Source organism: Rhodovulum adriaticum (genome assembly GCF_004345735.1).
GTDB classification, from domain to species: domain Bacteria; phylum Pseudomonadota; class Alphaproteobacteria; order Rhodobacterales; family Rhodobacteraceae; genus Rhodovulum; species Rhodovulum adriaticum.
Genome location: NZ_SLXL01000002.1, coordinates 172,932 through 190,002, shown reverse-complemented (window position 1 = coordinate 190,002; position 17,071 = coordinate 172,932). Strand labels below are relative to the sequence as shown.

At 66.0% G+C, this 17,071-nt stretch carries 17 protein-coding genes; 11 read left to right on the top strand and 6 right to left on the bottom strand.

From position 1 onward, the window contains the following. Positions 1–3: 3 nt before the first annotated feature. From nuoN to EV656_RS04325, 4 genes are read left to right on the top strand one after another with little or no spacing between them, the layout of a single operon-like run. Complete coding sequence (gene nuoN / locus EV656_RS04340; protein WP_132599908.1) at positions 4–1,446, top strand: NADH-quinone oxidoreductase subunit NuoN; 1,443 nt, start codon at positions 4–6, stop codon at positions 1,444–1,446. Then, positions 1,436–2,200 carry a biotin--[acetyl-CoA-carboxylase] ligase gene (locus tag EV656_RS04335; RefSeq protein WP_274610548.1) on the top strand — a complete coding sequence of 255 codons (765 nt, stop codon included), beginning with the start codon at positions 1,436–1,438 and terminating at the stop codon, positions 2,198–2,200. The genes nuoN and EV656_RS04335 overlap by 11 nt, the downstream gene beginning before the upstream one ends. Positions 2,201–2,210: 10 nt before the next feature. Then, complete coding sequence (locus EV656_RS04330; protein ID WP_132599905.1) at positions 2,211–2,990, top strand: type III pantothenate kinase; 780 nt, start codon at positions 2,211–2,213, stop codon at positions 2,988–2,990. Then, positions 2,987–4,660, top strand: a complete 1,674-nt coding sequence (locus tag EV656_RS04325; RefSeq protein ID WP_132599902.1) for a ribonuclease J — start codon at positions 2,987–2,989, stop codon at positions 4,658–4,660. Before EV656_RS04330 ends, EV656_RS04325 begins: the two co-directional genes overlap by 4 nt. 122 nt (positions 4,661–4,782) lie before the next feature. On the opposite strand, the gene EV656_RS04320 is transcribed toward EV656_RS04325, so the two are convergent. The 3 genes from EV656_RS04320 to EV656_RS04310 form a co-directional block, all read right to left on the bottom strand. After that, positions 4,783–6,189 carry a DEAD/DEAH box helicase gene (locus tag EV656_RS04320; protein ID WP_132599899.1) on the bottom strand — a complete coding sequence of 469 codons (1,407 nt, stop codon included), beginning with the start codon at positions 6,187–6,189 and terminating at the stop codon, positions 4,783–4,785. Between the two features lie 154 nt (positions 6,190–6,343). Then, positions 6,344–6,937, bottom strand: a complete 594-nt coding sequence (locus tag EV656_RS04315; protein ID WP_132599896.1) for an exopolysaccharide biosynthesis protein — start codon at positions 6,935–6,937, stop codon at positions 6,344–6,346. A 124-nt stretch (positions 6,938–7,061) separates the two neighbouring features. Next, entirely contained in the window at positions 7,062–8,669 is a 1,608-nt protein-coding gene (locus tag EV656_RS04310; RefSeq protein WP_132599893.1) for a peptide chain release factor 3, read from the bottom strand. A 133-nt stretch (positions 8,670–8,802) separates the two neighbouring features. Here EV656_RS04310 and EV656_RS04305 point away from each other — a divergent pair, with 133 nt between their 5' ends. Next, positions 8,803–9,429 (top strand): ParA family protein, encoded by a 627-nt coding sequence (locus tag EV656_RS04305; RefSeq protein ID WP_132599890.1) that lies wholly within the window; start codon positions 8,803–8,805, stop codon positions 9,427–9,429. A gap of 6 nt (positions 9,430–9,435) precedes the next feature. Here the strand turns inward: EV656_RS04305 and EV656_RS04300 are convergent, their stop codons facing one another. Further along, positions 9,436–10,473: a Hint domain-containing protein gene (locus tag EV656_RS04300; RefSeq protein ID WP_132599887.1), complete on the bottom strand. Its 1,038-nt coding sequence runs from the start codon at positions 10,471–10,473 to the stop codon at positions 9,436–9,438. Between the two features lie 247 nt (positions 10,474–10,720). On the opposite strand from EV656_RS04300, the gene EV656_RS04295 reads away from it, so the two are divergent. Both EV656_RS04295 and EV656_RS04290 read left to right on the top strand, forming a co-directional pair. Then, positions 10,721–11,500: an SDR family oxidoreductase gene (locus tag EV656_RS04295; RefSeq protein WP_132600886.1), complete on the top strand. Its 780-nt coding sequence runs from the start codon at positions 10,721–10,723 to the stop codon at positions 11,498–11,500. Between the two features lie 96 nt (positions 11,501–11,596). Next, positions 11,597–12,697 (top strand): ABC transporter ATP-binding protein, encoded by a 1,101-nt coding sequence (locus tag EV656_RS04290; protein ID WP_200276614.1) that lies wholly within the window; start codon positions 11,597–11,599, stop codon positions 12,695–12,697. A gap of 76 nt (positions 12,698–12,773) precedes the next feature. On the opposite strand, the gene EV656_RS04285 is transcribed toward EV656_RS04290, so the two are convergent. After that, complete coding sequence (locus EV656_RS04285; RefSeq protein ID WP_132599884.1) at positions 12,774–13,154, bottom strand: rhodanese-like domain-containing protein; 381 nt, start codon at positions 13,152–13,154, stop codon at positions 12,774–12,776. A 214-nt stretch (positions 13,155–13,368) separates the two neighbouring features. Between EV656_RS04285 and tatA the strand changes: the two genes are divergently transcribed. The 4 genes from tatA to EV656_RS04265 are packed head-to-tail and all read left to right on the top strand — an operon-like array spanning position 13,369 to position 15,817. Further along, complete coding sequence (tatA, locus tag EV656_RS04280; RefSeq protein ID WP_132599881.1) at positions 13,369–13,581, top strand: twin-arginine translocase TatA/TatE family subunit; 213 nt, start codon at positions 13,369–13,371, stop codon at positions 13,579–13,581. A 30-nt stretch (positions 13,582–13,611) separates the two neighbouring features. Further along, the gene (gene tatB / locus EV656_RS04275; protein ID WP_132599878.1) at positions 13,612–14,079 is read left to right on the top strand and encodes a Sec-independent protein translocase protein TatB; all 468 of its coding nucleotides are present in this window, start codon (positions 13,612–13,614) and stop codon (positions 14,077–14,079) included. Further along, the gene (gene tatC / locus EV656_RS04270) at positions 14,076–14,975 is read left to right on the top strand and encodes a twin-arginine translocase subunit TatC (protein ID WP_132599875.1); all 900 of its coding nucleotides are present in this window, start codon (positions 14,076–14,078) and stop codon (positions 14,973–14,975) included. Before tatB ends, tatC begins: the two co-directional genes overlap by 4 nt. Before the next feature lie 47 nt (positions 14,976–15,022). Beyond that, positions 15,023–15,817: an ATP-binding protein gene (locus tag EV656_RS04265; RefSeq protein ID WP_132600880.1), complete on the top strand. Its 795-nt coding sequence runs from the start codon at positions 15,023–15,025 to the stop codon at positions 15,815–15,817. A gap of 116 nt (positions 15,818–15,933) precedes the next feature. On the opposite strand, the gene EV656_RS04260 is transcribed toward EV656_RS04265, so the two are convergent. After that, the gene (locus tag EV656_RS04260) at positions 15,934–17,064 is read right to left on the bottom strand and encodes a peptidoglycan DD-metalloendopeptidase family protein (RefSeq protein WP_242469046.1); all 1,131 of its coding nucleotides are present in this window, start codon (positions 17,062–17,064) and stop codon (positions 15,934–15,936) included. Positions 17,065–17,071 lie beyond the last annotated feature (7 nt).

The following is a 17,071-nucleotide window of genomic DNA, read 5'->3' as shown; positions in this document are numbered from 1 at the left end:
GTAATGATCCTTGACGACCTTTCCGTCCTGCTGCCCGAACTCGTTCTGGCCATCTACGCGATGCTGGCGCTTGTCGGCGCCGTCTATACCGGCAAGGACTGCGTCGCACCGATGCTGACTCTGGTCACCGCGGTCCTGTTCTTTGCGTTGGCCGCACGGATCGGCCTGACCGCGGGCGAGGCGCGCACCGCCTTTGGCGGGGCGGTCGTCGATGACGGTTTTGCCCGCTTTGCCAAGGTGGTGATCCTGGTCTCGGCCGGGGCGGTCCTGCTGATGAGCCGCGATTACATGCGCCGGGCCGACCTGCTGCGGTTCGAGTTTCCGGTGCTGGTCACCCTGTCGGTGGTCGGCATGATGCTGATGGTGTCGGCGGGCGACCTGATGATGCTCTACATGGGGCTGGAGCTGCAATCGCTTGCGCTTTACGTCGTCGCGTCGCTGCGGCGGGACAGCCTGAAATCCACCGAGGCGGGGCTGAAATACTTTGTCCTCGGGGCGCTCAGCTCGGGCCTGCTGCTGTACGGCGCGTCGCTGACCTATGGCTATGCGGGCACCACGCTGTTTTCGGGCATCCTGTCCACCCTGGGTGAGGGCGACATGACCATCGGCCTGCTGATCGGGCTGGTCTTCATGATTTCCGGCATGGCCTTCAAGGTGTCGGCGGTGCCCTTCCACATGTGGACCCCCGATGTCTACGAGGGGTCGCCCACGCCGGTTACGGCGTTTTTCGCCGCCGCGCCCAAGATGGCCGCAATGGGGCTGTTCGCGCGGGTGCTGCACGACGCCTTTGGCGCGGTGCCGGGCGATTGGGGGCAGGTCGTGGCGGTGATCTCGCTGCTGACGATGTTCCTGGGCGCCTTTGCCGGGATCGGCCAGCGCAACATCAAGCGGCTGATGGCCTATTCCTCGATCGCGCATATGGGTTACGCGCTGATGGGGTTGGCGGCGGGCACGGCGTTCGGCGTGCAATCCATGCTGATCTACATGGCGATCTACGTCACGATGAGCGTGGGTGTCTTTGCCTTCATCCTGGGGATGGAAAAGGACGGCCGCCCGGTGACCGACATTGCCAGCCTGAACATGTATTCCGCGACCTCGCCGCTGAAGGCGTTTGCGATGTTGGTCCTGCTGTTCAGCCTGGCGGGCGTGCCGCCCTTCGTCGGCTTCTTCGGCAAGCTTTACGTCATCAGGGCGGCGGTCGATGCGGGCTATGTCTGGCTGGCTGTGGCGGGGGTGATCGCCTCGGTGATCGGGGCGTTCTATTACCTGCGCATCGTGTTCTACATGTATTTCGGCGAGGCCGGAGAGCCGCGCCTGAACGGTGCCATGACACCCGCGCTGTGGGTTGTCCTGATGCTGTCTGCCTTTGCGATGGTGGGCGGTATCGTCAACCTGTTCGGGATCGAGGGGCTGGCCCAGGCCGCGGCCGAAACCCTTGTCAACTGAGGGCGCGGGCTGGCACTGGCCGGCCGGACATGACCTGATCCTGCTGGACGAGGTCGACAGCACCATGCAAGAGGCGCGCCGCCGCGCGCCCCTGACCCGGCCCACCTGGATCGCCGCGCGCCGCCAGACCGCGGCGGTGGGGCGGCGCGGCCGGTCCTGGGCCGCGCCCGAGGGCAACCTGTCGGCCACGTTCGTCTTCGATCCCGAATGCGCCCCGGCGCAGGCGGCGCTGTATTCCTTCGTCGCGTCCTACGCGCTTTATGCGACGCTGACGGCCTATGTGGACGACCCTGCCGCGCTGACGCTGAAATGGCCCAATGACGTGCTGTTGAACGATGCCAAACTGGCAGGCATCCTGCTGGCCTCGGACGGGGCGGGCCAGCGGGTGGCGCGATTGGCCATCGGGATCGGTGTCAACCTGAACGCATCGCCCGGCCCGGTCCTGCTGGAAGAGGGCGCATTGCCCCCCATAACCCTGGCCGAGCTGACGGAAGAGCCTGTCGACCCGCTGGAATTTCTGGCCTTCCTTGCGGAACATTTCGACCACCAGCGTCGTTTCTTCGTGGAACACGGGTTCGGCCCCTTGCGCGCGGCCTGGCTGGAACATGCCGCACGGCTGGGCCAGACGATTACCGCCCGCACGGGCCGCGAAGAGATCATCGGCCGCTTCGACACGGTAGACGAAGAGGGCCAGCTTGTCCTAGAGACGGCCAGCGGCCGGCGCGCTATTGCCGCCGCCGACGTGTTCTTCTAAGGGCGATCCCATGCTTCTGTGCATCGATTGCGGCAACACCAACACCGTGTTTTCCATCTGGGATGGCACGCGCTTTCTGTGCACGCTGCGCACCGCGACCGAACATCAACGCACCGCCGACCAGTACTACGTCTGGTATTCGCAACTGATCGAACATTACCGGATCGATGCGGTGATCACCGATGTCATCATCTCGTCCACGGTGCCGCGGGTGGTGTTCAACCTGCGTGTCTTTGCCGATCGTTTCTTCAACACGCGCCCCCTGGTCGTGGGCAAGCCGGAATGCCTGCTGCCACACGCGCCGCGCGTCGATGTCGGTACGAGTATCGGCCCCGACCGGCTGGTGAACACAGCGGGGGCCTATGACCGGCATGGGGGCGACCTGATCGTGGTCGATTTCGGCACGGCCACGACCTTTGACGTGGTGGCCCATGACGGGGCCTATGTCGGCGGGGTGATCGCGCCCGGCGTGAACCTCAGCCTTGAGGCGCTGCACGCCTCTGCCGCCGCGCTGCCCCATGTGGATGTGACGAAACCCCAGGCGGTGATCGGCACCAACACGGTCGCCTGCATGCAATCGGGCGTGTTCTGGGGCTATGTCGGGCTGGTGCGCGGCATCACCGAACGCATCCGCGCCGAATACGAACGCCCGATGCGGATCGTGGGCACAGGCGGGCTTGCCTCGTTGTTCGCGCAGGGCGATATGCTATTTGACACCGTCGAAGACGACCTGACAATGCACGGCCTGACCGTGATCCACGCCTATAACAAGGACCATAAGGCGCAATGAGCAGACCCGACAGACTGATCTACCTTCCTCTCGGCGGCGCCGGCGAGATCGGGATGAACGCCTATGTCTACGGCTACGGCCCCCAGGATGCCGAGCGGCTGATCCTGGTCGACCTGGGCGTGACCTTCCCCAACATGGACACCACGCCCGGCGTGGACCTCATCTTTGCCGATATCAGTTGGCTGGAGGAACGCCGCGACCGGCTGGAGGCGATCTTCATCACCCACGCGCATGAGGATCACGTCGGCGCGGTGGGGCATCTGTGGTCGCGCCTGCGCGCGCCGGTCTATGCCCGCCCCTTCACCGCCAGCCACGCGTCCCGCAAGATGGAAGAGCAGGGCCAGGACCCCGCCCAGGTGATCGTCACCGATCCGTGGCCGAACAAGGTGCAGGCCGGCCCCTTCCAGGTGTCCTTCCTGCCGGTCTCGCACTCGATCCCCGAAAGCTCGGGACTGGTCATCGACACCCCCGCGGGGCGCATCGTGCACACGGGCGATTTCAAGCTGGACGTGACCCCGGTTCTGGGCGACCCGTTCGACCGCGACCTCTGGGCCGAGGTGGCGGGCGATGGGGTCAAGGTGCTGACCTGCGACTCCACCAACGTCTTTTCGCCCAACCCGGGGCGGTCGGAAACCAGCGTTGGCCCCGCGATCCGGCAACTGGTCGAACGGGCCGATGGCATGGTCGTGGCTACCACATTCGCCTCCAACATCGCGCGCCTGAAAACCCTAGCCGAGGCCGGGCAGGCCGCCGGCCGCTCGGTCTGCCTGCTGGGCCGGGCGATGCGCCGGATGGTCGAGGCCGGGGTCGAAACCGGCGTTCTGACCGATTTCCCCAAGACCATCAGCCCCGAAGAGGCCGGCAACCTGCCGCGCGAGAACCTGATGCTGATTGTCACCGGCAGCCAGGGCGAACGCCGCGCAGCCTCGGCCCAGCTGTCTCGCGGGAAATACATGGGGCTGAGCCTGAGAGAGGGCGACCTGTTCCTGTTTTCCTCCAAGACGATTCCCGGCAATGAACGCGGCGTGCTGCAGATCGTCAACGCCTTCTCGGAAATGGGGGTGGACGTGGTCGATGATGACGCCGACCTCTACCACGTCTCGGGCCATGCCAACCGCCCGGACCTGGCCCGGATTCACCAGTTGATGAACCCGCAGATCATCGTGCCGATGCATGGCGAACACCGGCACTTGCGCGAACATGTCAAACTGGCCGCCGAAAGCGGACGCACGGGCGTTCTGGCGCCCAATGGCACGATGCTGGACCTGACCGGCGTCACCGCGCAGATCGCGGGGTACGTGGATACCGGCCGGACCTATCTGGACGGCACGGTGCAGATTGGCGCGCTGGACGGCGTGGTGCGCGACCGCATCCGCATGGCGCTGAACGGCCAGGTGGTGGTGTCGGTCCTGATCGACGAAGAGGATGAGCCGATGGGCGAACCCTGGGTCGAGCTGATGGGCCTGCCCGAAACGGGCGCGTCGGGTGCTGCGCTCAGCGATGTCCTGGAGGCGGACCTTGACCAGTTCATGGGGCGCGCGTCCGACAAGACGCTGGCCGATGACGACAAGCTGGAAGAGGGCCTGCGCCGCATCGTCCGCCAGAGCGCCCAGGCCGAGATCGGCAAACGCCCCGAGGTAAAGGTGATCGTCAGCCGGCTCAGCGCATAAACAGATACAGCGGACGCAAGGCGCGCCCGCTGTTCTTCTTCTTGGTCAAAATACCCCGGGGGTTCGGGGGGCAGCGCCCCCGACAGATCGGCTTGGCGCGCTAAGCCGAAACGGTTCGGGTGTTATTCTGCCGTTTCCTCGGCGCGGTCGGCCTGCGGCTTGAACGAGCGCGTCAGGAAGGCCGGCACATGATCGCCCATACCCACCACGGGTTCGTCCCGGCCACGGCCCCCGCCGCGTTTGCTACGGCTGGATCCCGACCGGCGCGAACTGCTGCTGCCGGTCGCGGGTTTTTCCTCGACATGGGCTGCGGGGCTGCGGTCTTCGGCGGGTTTGCGGCCGGTCTGGTCGCTCTTGCTCCGCTCTTGCGCCGCGGGCGCTTTCAGCGGGCTCTCGACCCGCGGGATTTCTTTCTTCACCAGGTCTTCGATCGCGGTCAGCCATTTCTCGTCATGGGGTACGCAGATCGTCAGGGCCTTGCCCTCGCGACCGGCCCGGCCGGTACGACCGATGCGGTGCACGTAATCCTCGGCGTGGCTCGGCACGTCGTAGTTGAACACATGGCTGACCGCGGGCACGTCCAACCCCCGCGCGGCCACGTCTGAGGCCACCAGGAAACGCAGCTTGCCCTCGCGGAAGGCGTCCAGGGTGCGCATCCGCTGGCTCTGGTCTAGGTCGCCATGGATCGGCGCCGCGTCGTAGCCATGGGTCTTCAGCGACTTGGCGACGATGTCGACCTCTGTCTTGCGGTTGCAGAAAATGATGGCATTGGTGCAGCGCTCGCCCTCGGCGTCGATGATCGCGCGCAGCAACTCGCGCTTTTCCTTGGCCTGGCGGTCCTTGCGGCTGGCGGTATAGCGCACCACGCCCTGTTCAATGCTTTCGGCGGTGGTCGCGGCGCGGGCGACCTCGATCTTTTCCGGGGCCGACAGGAAGGTGTTGGTCACCCGCTCGATCTCGGGCGCCATGGTCGCACTGAAGAACAGGGTCTGCCGGGTAAAGGGCGTCAGCTGGAAGATCCGCTCGATATCGGGGATGAAGCCCATGTCCAGCATGCGGTCGGCCTCGTCCACCACCATGATCTGCACGCCGGTCAGCAGCAGCTTGCCACGCTCGAAATGATCCAGCAGGCGGCCCGGGGTGGCGATCAGAACGTCCACGCCCTTGTCGATCAGCGCGTCCTGTTCCTTGAAGCTGACCCCGCCGATCAACAGCGCCTTGGTCAACTTGGTGTTCTTGGCGTAGATGTCGAAATTCTCGGCCACCTGGGCGGCCAGTTCACGCGTGGGCGCCAGCACCAGGCTGCGCGGCATGCGCGCGCGGGCCCGGCCGCGGCCCAGCAGGGTAATCATCGGCAGCACGAAACCGGCGGTCTTGCCGGTGCCCGTCTGGGCAATCCCCAGCACGTCGCGGCCCTGCAGGGCGGGGGGAATGGCCCCGGCCTGAATCGGGGTGGGGCTGGTGTAGCCGGCGTCGACTACGGCAGAGAGCACCTTGGGGTCGAGCCCCAGATCGGCAAATGTTGTCATAAAGGTCCTTGGCGTGGTTGCGGCTCATGTTTTGGCCGCTGTCATCCGCGCGGCCCGACCGGCCGGATTGCCAGTCATGTGTGTCACCGCGTTTGCATTAGGCGATGGGGCGCGGTTCGTCAAGCAAGCGACCCGGCGACCGAACGGCGCGGTTTCACAGAAACAGGTGCCAGATCAGCAAAATCTCGGGCATCAGCAAGATATAGCCGACCAGTGCGGCCAGCCCGTCGCGGGTGGACAGCGCCATCCCCAGCACCAGCACATGCAGCGACAGCACGAAGGGCAGGCCCGGGATGAACCCCGCCAGAAAGATCACCGCCCCGGTGACCATCAGGATCAGGGCGACGACCCGGCTCATCACCAGGCTGTCGATCAAGAGGGGCAGGCGCGGCGCCAGAAAGGGCCGCAGCCACAGCGCGACGGGCTGGGCGCGGGCGACCGAAACCGCCAGCAGGTGGCCGGTGAACTCCACCCGGCCCAGGCGGGCGGGGATCCACAGCCGGGTTTCCCCGGTCATCATCCGCCCGCCGATCAGGATCATCAGCACCGCCGCCACGCCGGGAATGCCCGGCACCATGCCGATGGGCAGAATCATAAAGGCCGACAGCATGACCAGCAGCGGGCCGAATCCCCGCGCGCCGATCGTATCGATCACGTCGGCGACGCGGATCTTGTCGCGGGCCAGCGCAAGCCGTGCCAGGTCGTCCAGCAAGCTCGACAATATCCAGTCGTCGTGGTCCCGGCTCATTGCGTGCGGTCATCCCGCCTTTTGCCGGCCCGTCCGGCGATTGCTGTGCGGCATGCCTTTCATGTCGCGGCGCCATGGCGCGAAATCAAGGGGCCGGGCTTGGGCTGGCGCAGGCCTGCGGCGCTCAGACCTGCATCTCTTTGGTCGCCGACAGCGTCAGGTCGGGGTGATCGCGGGCCACGCGGTCGATGTCCCATTGCAGGCGCGTCATATAGACCACGTCGCCGTCGTTGTCGGTCGCCATGTGCTGCTTGTTCTTGTTGACGAAGGCCTCCACCGCCGCCTTGTCACCATGCACCCAGCGGGCCGAGGTGAACTGCGACGGCTCGAACCGCACGGGCAGGCCGTATTCCATCTCGATCCGGCTGGCCAGCACCTCGAATTGCAGCGCGCCCACCACGCCCACGATAAAGCCCGCGCCCATCATCGGCTTGAACACCTTGGCGGCACCTTCCTCGGCGAATTGCATCAGGGCCTTGTCCAGGTGCTTGGCCTTCATCGGGTCGCCCGCGCGGCAGACCTTCAGCAATTCGGGCGCAAAGCTGGGGATGCCGGTCACGCGGATCGCCTCGCCCTCGGTCAGGGTGTCGCCGATGCGCAATTGCCCGTGGTTCGGAATGCCGATGATGTCGCCGGCCCAGGCCTCTTCGGCCAGTTCCCGGTCGCTGGCCAGGAACAGCACGGGGTTTGAGACCGCCATCGGTTTCTTGGTGCGGACATGGGTCAGTTTCATCCCGCGCTTGAAATGGCCCGAGGCCAGCCGGACGAAGGCCACGCGGTCGCGGTGCTTGGGGTCCATGTTGGCCTGCACCTTGAAGACGAAGCCCGCGACCTTGGTTTCCTCGGGCGCGACCTGGCGGGGTTCGGCAGCCTGTACCTGCGGTTCCGGGGCGTAGGCGCCGATGCCGTCCATCAGTTCCTTGACCCCGAACGAGTTGATCGCAGAGCCGAACCAGATGGGGGTCATGTGCCCCTCCAGCACGGCCTGGGGGTCCAGCGCGGGCAGCAGTTCGCGCGCCATCTCGACCTCTTCGACCAGTTTTTCGCGCAGGTCGTCGGGGACATGTTCGGCCAGCCTGGGGTCGTCCAGCCCCTCGATCCGGATCGATTCTGCCACGCGGTTGCGGTCGGCGCGGTCCATCAGTTCCAGCCGGTTGTTCAGCATGTCGTAGCAGCCCAGGAAATCGCGGCCCACGCCGATGGGCCAGGATGCGGGCGTCACGTCGATGGCCAGGTTTTCCTGGATCTCGTCGATGATGTCGAAAGTGTCCCGGCTTTCGCGGTCCATCTTGTTGCAGAAGGTCAGGATCGGCAGATCGCGCAGGCGGCAGACCTCGAACAGCTTGCGGGTCTGGCTTTCCACGCCTTTCGCGCCGTCGATCACCATGATCGCCGCATCCACCGCGGTCAGTGTGCGATAGGTATCCTCGCTGAAATCGCTGTGGCCGGGCGTGTCCACCAGGTTGAAGCGGAAGTTCCCGAAATCGAAGGACATGGCCGAGGCCGAGACGGAAATGCCGCGGTCCTTTTCCATCTGCATGAAGTCCGAGCGCGTGCGCCGCGCCTCGCCCTTGGCGCGGACCTGGCCGGCCATCTGGATCGCGCCGCCGTAAAGCAGGAACTTTTCGGTCAGCGTGGTCTTGCCCGCATCGGGGTGGCTGATGATGGCAAAGGTGCGGCGCCGGGCGATTTCCGGCGGCAATTCGGGGCGGTTGGTAGCGGCGTCCAGCATGGGGGCGGATATAGGCGAGGGCGCGCGGCGGCGCAATCGTCATGGCGTGGGGCGGCATTTTGTAATGTATATACATTGCATAGCCCGCAGCAGGCGTTATCCTGCCCCCGACCCCGGACCGAAAGGAGTGCCCGTGAAGACCGTGCTGATCGCCAACCGCAAGGGCGGATGTGGCAAGACCACGATCGCCGTAACCTTGGCCGCCGCCCTGGCCGATGGCGGCTGGAAGGTGGCGCTAGCCGATGCCGACCCTCAGAAATCGTCCTGGCGTTGGCTGAAACGCCGCCCCGAGGGCGTACCGTCGATCCAGGCGTTGGACTGGACATTGCTGGGCGCCTACGGGAAGGCGCCCAAGAATACCGATTGGGTGATCGTGGATGCGCCCGGGTCATTGTACGAGGAGGCCACGCGCGACCTGGTGGCAGAGGCCAAGGCGGTGATCGTGCCGGTTCTGCCTTCGTTCTTCGATGCGGATGCGACGCGGCGTTTCCTGAAGGAGATCGCCGAGATCAAACGCATCCGCAAGGGCAAGGTCAGCGTCGAGGTGGTGGCCAATCGCGTGCGCCCGCGCGGGCGCGACCGGGCGCGGCTGGCGGCCTTTGCGGACAAGATCGGCCAGGCCCCGGTGGCGGAACTTGCCGACCGCGTGGCCTATGGCGATCTGGCCGAGATCGGGCTGACCGTGTTCGACAAGCCGCAGAAAGCCTATGCGCCGATGCGCGCGCAATGGACGCCGCTGCTGTCGGCCCTGACGACCTAGCGCGGGTCAGGCCCGGCGCGGCGTGCGGTACAGGGTTTCGGGGCCGCGTTCCTGCACCAGGCGCATGTCGGCCTCTGTGCCGTAATGGGGCTGCTGGGTCAGGTGGGGCAGGCGGTCCGACACCTCGCGGGCCAGATCCTCGGGCAGTAGGCCCAGCATCGATTCGTTGACCAGCAGGCTTTCGGTGGGCACGCCTTCGGCATAGACGATTTCGTGGTTGTCGAAGACCAGATGGAAATACTCGACAAAGCCACCCTTGCGGATAAAGACGCGCTCGCCCTCCACCAGATGGACGGCCTTGATCAGCACCTCCGAGGTTTCGGCCAGCCTGTCGCGCCCGCGCCGATACAGGAACAGGCGCTGATGCTGGCTGACGATCAGGTCTGCGTCGTTGCCGAAGGTATTGCGGGTGATGACCACCGGCGCATAGGGGCCGATGGCGCGTACCGTCCGACGGCCGATCCAGCGCAGGGGCTGTGCGCCGTGATCGCGGGTCATGACCCGGTCGCCGGGGCGCAAATCCTCTACCGCGCGGGGGGCGCCGCCGGCCAGCGCGATCATGGTGCCGCGGGTAAAGGCAACTGATGTGATGTCGGCCAGCCGAACCGGGCCGGGGGCGGCCTCTGTGTTGATAAGGGTATAGCGGGCCTTGGGTTCCATCGGATCCAGCGGCAAGAAGACCGGCCGATCGCGGTCGCCGCCGACCGAGATCAGCAGAACGCCCACCTGCGCCCCGTCCGCCCCCATGAAGGTCAGCCGCCCCTCCAGCGTCAGGGTGTTGCCCGCCGCGCCCAGTTCCGAACCGGGGGCAACGGTCGGGGCCTCTGGCCCGGCGCCCATGAATTCCCCGCGCCGCCCGCCGGGGTCGCTGACCAGCAGGTGCACGGCCTCTGCCCCGGGGTGCAGGGCATAGACATCGCCGGGGCACTGTTCGTCCAGCGGGCCAAGCGCATCGCCCAGATTCGCCCCGGAAACGACCATCAGGTCGGAGGCGGAAAAGACGTGGCAGCCGTAACTGGCGCGGTTGGAGTGGGGGGCAGGCATATCAATCTCTCGCATCGTGACGCTACAGGATATCGGACAACCCCCGCCACCGATGTCCCGCTTCACACGCCAAGTTTACGCCCCGGAAGGGGGTGGGTCAATGATCGCGGGCGCGCCACTGTGTAAACGTTTCCGCAGAACTGTTTCAAATTGCGGAACAATCACCCTCGCGTCTCGCCGCCCTTTCGCATGGGGGCTGGGGCTGCTATCGCAAGGGACAGGGTAAATGGGAAACGGGAGAACCGCGATGGATCTGGGGATCGGGGGCAAGCGGGCGTTGGTCTGCGCCTCGTCAAAGGGGCTGGGGCGGGGCTGTGCCGAGGCGCTGGCCGCCGCCGGTGTTGAACTGGTAATGAATGCGCGTGGGGCCGAGGCGCTGGAGGATGCCGCCGGTGTGATCCGGGCCGCCCATGGCGTACAGGTGACGACCATCGCCGCGGACATTACCGATCCCGCCGGCCGGGCCGAGGTTCTGGCCGCCGCGGGGGATGTGGACATTCTGGTGACCAATGCGGGCGGGCCGCCGCCGGGCCTGTGGTCGGACTGGGATCGCGATGATTTCATCGCGGCCCTGGATGCCAACATGCTGGCGCCCATCGCGCTGATGACCGCGCTGCTGCCGGGGATGATGGATCGCGGCTGGGGAAGGGTGGTCAACATCACCAGCCAGTCGGTCAAGGCGCCGATCCCGGTGCTGGGTCTGTCCAATTCCGCCCGTGCGGGCCTGACCGGCTATGTCGCGGGCACCGCGCGGCAGGTCGCCCCCCATGGCGTGACGATCAACAACCTACTGCCGGGCATCCATGCCACCGACCGGGCCGATGCGCTGGACCGCGGCGTGGTCCAGGCAGAGGGCATCACCCTGGACGAGGCACGCGCGCGCCGCGCCGCAACGATTCCCGCGCGCCGCTATGGAACGGCACAGGAATTCGGGGCGATGTGCGCCTTTCTGTGTTCGCAGCATGCGGGCTTCGTTGTGGGGCAGAACATCCTGCTGGATGGCGGTGCGGTGAATGCCACGCTCTAGCCGTGCAGCAACCGGCGGCTTGCCGTCCGGCGGGTGCGTTGCTATGTCACGGGAAAATCCGATTGTTTTTCTCGGACATCGTGCGAAAGGCTGACCGTGACCGCCCCAATTCCCCGGCTGGAGATCCGAAACATCACCCGCGTCTTCGATGGGCGGCGGGTGGTGGACGATGTCTCGCTCAAGGTGATGCCGGGGCAGGTGACCTGCCTGCTTGGCCCCTCGGGCTGTGGCAAATCAACGACGCTGCGCATCATCGCGGGCGTCGACATGCAGGATGCGGGCGAAATCTACATTGACGGCAAGCTGATCTGCGACACCGTCTTTCGTATCCCGCCCGAGCGCCGCTCGATCGGGCTGATGTTTCAGGATTTCGCCCTGTTCCCGCATCTCAGCGTCGGGCAGAACGTGGCCTTTGGCCTGTCGGGGTCCAAGGCCGAGAAACGCGCCAGGGTCGAGGATCTGCTGGATCGCGTGAACCTGCGCCGCTTCATCGACGACTACCCGCATCAGCTGTCGGGCGGCGAACAACAGCGCGTGGCCCTGGCCCGTGCACTGGCGCCGCGTCCCCGGATCATGCTGATGGATGAACCGTTTTCGGGCCTGGACAACCGCCTGCGGGACGAGATCCGCGACCAGACGCTGGGCGTTCTGAAGGATGAGGGCACCGCCGTTCTGCTGGTCACCCATGAGCCGGACGAGGCGATGCGCATGGCCGACGAGATCGCCCTGATGCGTGGCGGCCAGATCGTTCAGCGCGGCGCGCCCTACAACATCTACAACGCCCCGGTAGACCGTGCGGCGGCAGCGTTTTTCAGCGATATCAACGTGATCCGGGGTAAGGTTCGGAACTTGCTGACGGAAACGCCCTTTGGCCAATTCCTGACCCCGGCGATGCCAGACGGGGCAGAGGTGGACATCATCATCCGCCCCCAGCACGTCAAGATCGACTTCGACCGCAACGGGCGCGGCCCCGGACCCACGCCCGAGGATGGCGTGCCGGCCCGGGCCTTCGTTCAGCGCGCGCGTTTCATGGGGTCCGAAAGCCTGGTCGAATTCAGGATGGACTATGACGATTCCATCCTGAAGGCGACCGTTCCGGCGGTTTTCCTGCCCAAACCGGGCACCCCGATGTGGCTGATGATCCGCCGCGACCGCTGTTTCGTGTTCCCCACCGACGGATCGGGGCGCGCGGCCTAGCGGCGGCCCCTGTCCGGTCGCCGATGGGACAGCCTCGGGCCGAACCGGGGGCATCCCCCGGTTCGGCCTAGATCGTTCAACTGTTATGCACCTCGACCGGCGCGCCAGAGGCCATGTCGGTGCCGATATAGGGCTTGTGCGCGGTCTTCCACGCCGCGAACCCGCCCTGCAGATGCGCCGCGCGTTCGTGCCCTGCGGCCAGGTAGGCCTCGGCCACCTTGCGCGAGCGCACGCCAGACCCGCAATGGAACACGATCCGCTTGCCCCCCTCTTCGGGCAGATAGGCCGCCTCGAACCCGGCCAGCGGGAACAGCAGCGCGCCGTGGATGTTCTCGAACATGTATTCCTGCGGGGTGCGCACGTCGATCAGCACGACCTTGCCGTCCTTCAAGCCCTGCTGCAGGTCGTCGCAATCCCAGTGTTCCAGCGTCTTGCCGTTCACGTCCTCGGTATGCATCGGAAACTCCTCATCCTTCCAGATTCTCGTTTCATCTGTGACGAGTTTGGGTGAAACGCAGGTGACAGTGCAAGCGCGGCGTGGCGGGCCTGCGATGGGCAAATATTCGCGGATTCGCGGCGGAAGGGGCTTTGATCTGTCTGCAAGACCCAATAGATGTTGCAGACGGAATATGAAGCGGGGGCGCAACGAACCGGCCCCAAGGGAGAAGACCATGCTGAACAATATCGGCCTTCCCGGCCTGCTGCTCATCGCCGTCGTCGTGCTGGTGCTCTTCGGGCGCGGCAAGATTTCCTCGCTGATGGGCGAGGTGGGCAAGGGGATCACCGCCTTCAAGAAAGGCGTCAAGGAGGAAACGGAAGAGGCCAGCAAAAGCCTTGAATCCGCCCGCGACGTGACCCCCGAAGAAGAGAAGGACAAGGCATAACCGCCTGTCCGCCATCAGGGGCGCCTGCACATGTTTGACCTCGGCTGGACCGAACTTCTGCTGATCGGCATCGTTGCCTTGATCGTGGTAGGCCCCAAGGATTTGCCGGGCATGTTCCGCACGCTGGGCCGCTTTACCGCCAAGGCGCGCAACATGGCGCGCGAATTCCAGCGCGCGATGGACGATGCCGCCGATCAGGCCGGGGTCAAGGACACGGTGAACGACCTGCGCGATGTCGCCAACCCGCGCAAGATGGGCCTGGATGCTCTGGACGGGGTCGCCGACAGTTTTGAAAAGTGGGATCCGGCCCGGCCCAATGCGAAACCTGCCCCCGCCACCGCAGAGATGACCGAGGACCGCGCCGCCCGGACGGAAGCGATGCACAAGGCCGTCGAGGAAAAGGCCGCCGCCCGGCGCGCCGCAGAAACCGCCGAGAAGATGGCCGCCGGCACCGCCGATGAAACCGCGCCGGTGCCCGAGAACAAGAGCGACGCATGACCACCGGCCCGGATATCGACGACAGCAGCGCCCCCCTGATCGAGCACCTGGCCGAGCTGCGCACGCGGCTGATCTACGCGCTGGCCGCCTTCGTGGTGGCGATGGTGCTGTGCTTCATGGTCTGGAACCCGATCTTCAACTTCCTGACCAGCCCGATCTGCGGCGCCCTGGCCGAGCGCGGGCAGGATTGCGGCCTGTACCTCATCAAGCTGCAAGAGGGTTTCTTCGTCGCGATCCAGATTTCGCTGGTCGGTGGTCTGGCGCTGTCCTTCCCCTTCATCGCGTTCCAGATGTGGCGCTTCGTGGCGCCGGGTCTGTATCGCTCGGAAAAGACCGCGTTCCTGCCGTTCCTGATCGCCTCGCCCTTCATGTTTTTCCTCGGCGCGGCTTTCGCCTTCTATGTCGTCACGCCGCTGGCCTTCGATTTCTTCCTGGGCTTCCAGCAGGTCGGCACCCTGGGGGCCGAGGGCGAGGTTCAGTCTGAAACCGCAGGCATCACCTTCCACGGGTCGGTGCAGGAATACCTGGCGCTGACGATCAAGTTTATTGTCGCCTTCGGCCTGTGCTTTCAGTTGCCGGTGCTGCTGACCCTGATGGGCAAGGCCGGTCTGGTTTCGGCCGAGGGGTTGGGCACCATGCGCAAATACGCCGTGGTCGGCATCCTGGTGCTGGCCGCCCTGGTTACGCCGCCCGATGTCATCACGCAGGTGATCCTCTTCGTGGTGGTCTATGGCCTGTACGAGGTGTCGATCCTGCTGGTGCGCCGCGTCGAAAAGAAGCGCGAGGCCGAGCTGCGCGAACAGGGCCTGTGGTTTGAGGATGACGCCGACGATCCCGAGGACGACCCCCTGATGCGCGAGTTCGATGAGGACGGGGGCGAGGGCCAGCGCCCGTGACCCCCGAGACCCAGCAGCTGAGCCGGATCGCCGATGCGCTGGAGCGGATGCAGCCCGCCCCGGCCGCAGCCCCCGATTTCGATACCGCGGACGCCTTTGTCTGGCATGTCGCGCCCGACCGGCTGGCGCCTGTTGCACGGGTGAACCGGGTGGATCTGACCCTGCTTCAGGGGATCGACCGTGCCCGCGACACGCTGCTGGACAACACGCGCCATTTCGCCCGGGGCCTGCCCGCGAACAACGCCCTGCTGTGGGGCGCGCGCGGCATGGGAAAATCCAGCCTGGTCAAGGCGGTGCACGCCGCCGTTCTGGCCGAGGGGCACGCCCTCAAGATCGTCGAGGTCCAGCGCGAGGATCTGCCGTCGATCGCGCGCCTGCTGACCCTCTTGCGCGACGCCCCGCACCGTTTCGTGCTGTTCTGCGACGACCTGTCCTTTTCCCATGACGACCAGCATTATAAATCGCTCAAGGCGGTGCTGGATGGCGGGATCGAGGGGCGGCCGGACAACGTGGTCTTCTACGCCACGTCCAACCGGCGCCACCTGATGCCCCGCGACATGATCGAGAATGAGCGCAGTTCCGCCATCAACCCCTCCGAGGCGGTCGAGGAAAAGGTCTCGCTCTCGGACCGTTTCGGCCTGTGGCTGGGGTTCCATCCGTGCAGTCAGGACGAATACCTGTCCATGATCGCGGGCTATTGCAGCGCCTACGGGGTCGAGATCGACCCCGACACCCTGCGCGCCGAGGCTATCGAATGGCAGGCCACGCGCGGCGCGCGCTCGGGGCGGGTGGCATGGCAATTCTTTACCGACCTTGCCGCGCGGCGCGGCGTTCGGCTCTGACGCGCCTTATGCTTCTTCTTGGTGAAAATACCCAAATCCGGGCGCGCAGCGTCCGGTGAAAAATCTTTCCTAAGATTTTTCATCCCGAAGGATTTTCGTGAAAATCCTTCGATCTGTTACGGCGTGAGATACGGCATCGGATCCACGCTTTCGAACCCCTTGCGCAGCTCGAAATGCAGGAAGGCGGGATCGCCCGCGCGCAGGTCGGCGACCTGCTGGCCGCGGCTGACGCGGTCGCCCTTTTCCACCGAGATGTTCTCGATATTGGCATAGACCGACAGCATGTTGTCCGCGTGGCGCAGCACCAGGATCGGCACTTGTCCGGTATCGCGGGTGATCGCGGCAACGGTGCCGTCGGCGGCGGCGCGCACCGGGCTGCCGGCGCTTCCAGAGATGTCCAGCCCGTCGTTGCGGCCCTTTTCGTATTCGCGGATGATGCTGCCCGTCACCGGCATGGCAAAGCGCGCGCGCGCGCTGCTGTCCTCGGCCATGTTGGGCGAGGGCGGGGTCTGTGCCGGGGCGGCGCTCTCTTCGCGGGGCAGGGGCTGCGCGGCGCTGGGGGGCGTTGTGACGGTCGAGTGGGCGCCGGGCACCTCTTCTGCCAGGCGCGGGGCCGGCGCGGCGGCGGTCTGTCGCGCAGGCACGGGGATCAGCAGGTATTGCCCTTCGCGCACCATCAGGTCGGCGCCCAGCCCGTTCCAGTCCGCCAGCGCGCGCACCGTGACATTGTAAAGCCGCGCGATGGAATAGACTGTCTCGCCGCGTTCCACCTTGTGCCGGATCGGCTCGGTGCCCACGGGGGCAGCGGCGGTGCCGCGCGCGGGTTGGTTGCCGGGCTCGGCCCGGTCGATGGCATCGCCCGCCAGGCGGGTGATGTCGATGTCGTCGCCGGGGCGGATCGGGCCGGTGGTCGTGGCCCCCGTCGCCGGCGAGGGTTCGGCCACCCGGCGGGGCAGCGCGACGATTTCGCCGTGGCGCAGCTGGGCGTCGGGGGGCAGGCCGTTATAGCCGGCCAATTCGGCCTCGGGCAAGCCGACCCGCGCGGCGATGTCGCCGACCGTGTCCCCGGCGCGGGCCACCGCCACCTGGTAGTTGGGGTAAGAGATCACGCCGCGATTGTCGGGCTCCGGCCGGGGTGCGGTTTCCATCCGCAGGGAATCGCTGCCCCCACCTCCCGCCAGGTTGCGAAAGTCGTAATCCCAACCGCTGCCGCAACTGGCAACGGCCATCAGCGACAGTCCAAGCATCAGCGCC

What these genes read in the sequence shown, in the direction of transcription:
- nuoN (WP_132599908.1), top strand. Translation starts at nt 4, where the DNA reads ATGATCCTTGACGACCTTTCCGTCCTGCTGCCCGAACTCGTTCTGGCC.
- EV656_RS04330 (WP_132599905.1), top strand. Translation starts at nt 2,211, where the DNA reads ATGCTTCTGTGCATCGATTGCGGCAACACCAACACCGTGTTTTCCATC.
- EV656_RS04325 (WP_132599902.1), top strand. Translation starts at nt 2,987, where the DNA reads ATGAGCAGACCCGACAGACTGATCTACCTTCCTCTCGGCGGCGCCGGC.
- EV656_RS04320 (WP_132599899.1), bottom strand. Translation starts at nt 6,189, where the DNA reads ATGACAACATTTGCCGATCTGGGGCTCGACCCCAAGGTGCTCTCTGCC.
- EV656_RS04315 (WP_132599896.1), bottom strand. Translation starts at nt 6,937, where the DNA reads ATGAGCCGGGACCACGACGACTGGATATTGTCGAGCTTGCTGGACGAC.
- EV656_RS04310 (WP_132599893.1), bottom strand. Translation starts at nt 8,669, where the DNA reads ATGCTGGACGCCGCTACCAACCGCCCCGAATTGCCGCCGGAAATCGCC.
- EV656_RS04300 (WP_132599887.1), bottom strand. Translation starts at nt 10,473, where the DNA reads ATGCCTGCCCCCCACTCCAACCGCGCCAGTTACGGCTGCCACGTCTTT.
- EV656_RS04295 (WP_132600886.1), top strand. Translation starts at nt 10,721, where the DNA reads ATGGATCTGGGGATCGGGGGCAAGCGGGCGTTGGTCTGCGCCTCGTCA.
- EV656_RS04285 (WP_132599884.1), bottom strand. Translation starts at nt 13,154, where the DNA reads ATGCATACCGAGGACGTGAACGGCAAGACGCTGGAACACTGGGATTGC.
- tatA (WP_132599881.1), top strand. Translation starts at nt 13,369, where the DNA reads ATGCTGAACAATATCGGCCTTCCCGGCCTGCTGCTCATCGCCGTCGTC.
- tatB (WP_132599878.1), top strand. Translation starts at nt 13,612, where the DNA reads ATGTTTGACCTCGGCTGGACCGAACTTCTGCTGATCGGCATCGTTGCC.
- tatC (WP_132599875.1), top strand. Translation starts at nt 14,076, where the DNA reads ATGACCACCGGCCCGGATATCGACGACAGCAGCGCCCCCCTGATCGAG.
- EV656_RS04265 (WP_132600880.1), top strand. Translation starts at nt 15,023, where the DNA reads ATGCAGCCCGCCCCGGCCGCAGCCCCCGATTTCGATACCGCGGACGCC.
- EV656_RS04260 (WP_242469046.1), bottom strand. Translation starts at nt 17,064, where the DNA reads ATGCTTGGACTGTCGCTGATGGCCGTTGCCAGTTGCGGCAGCGGTTGG.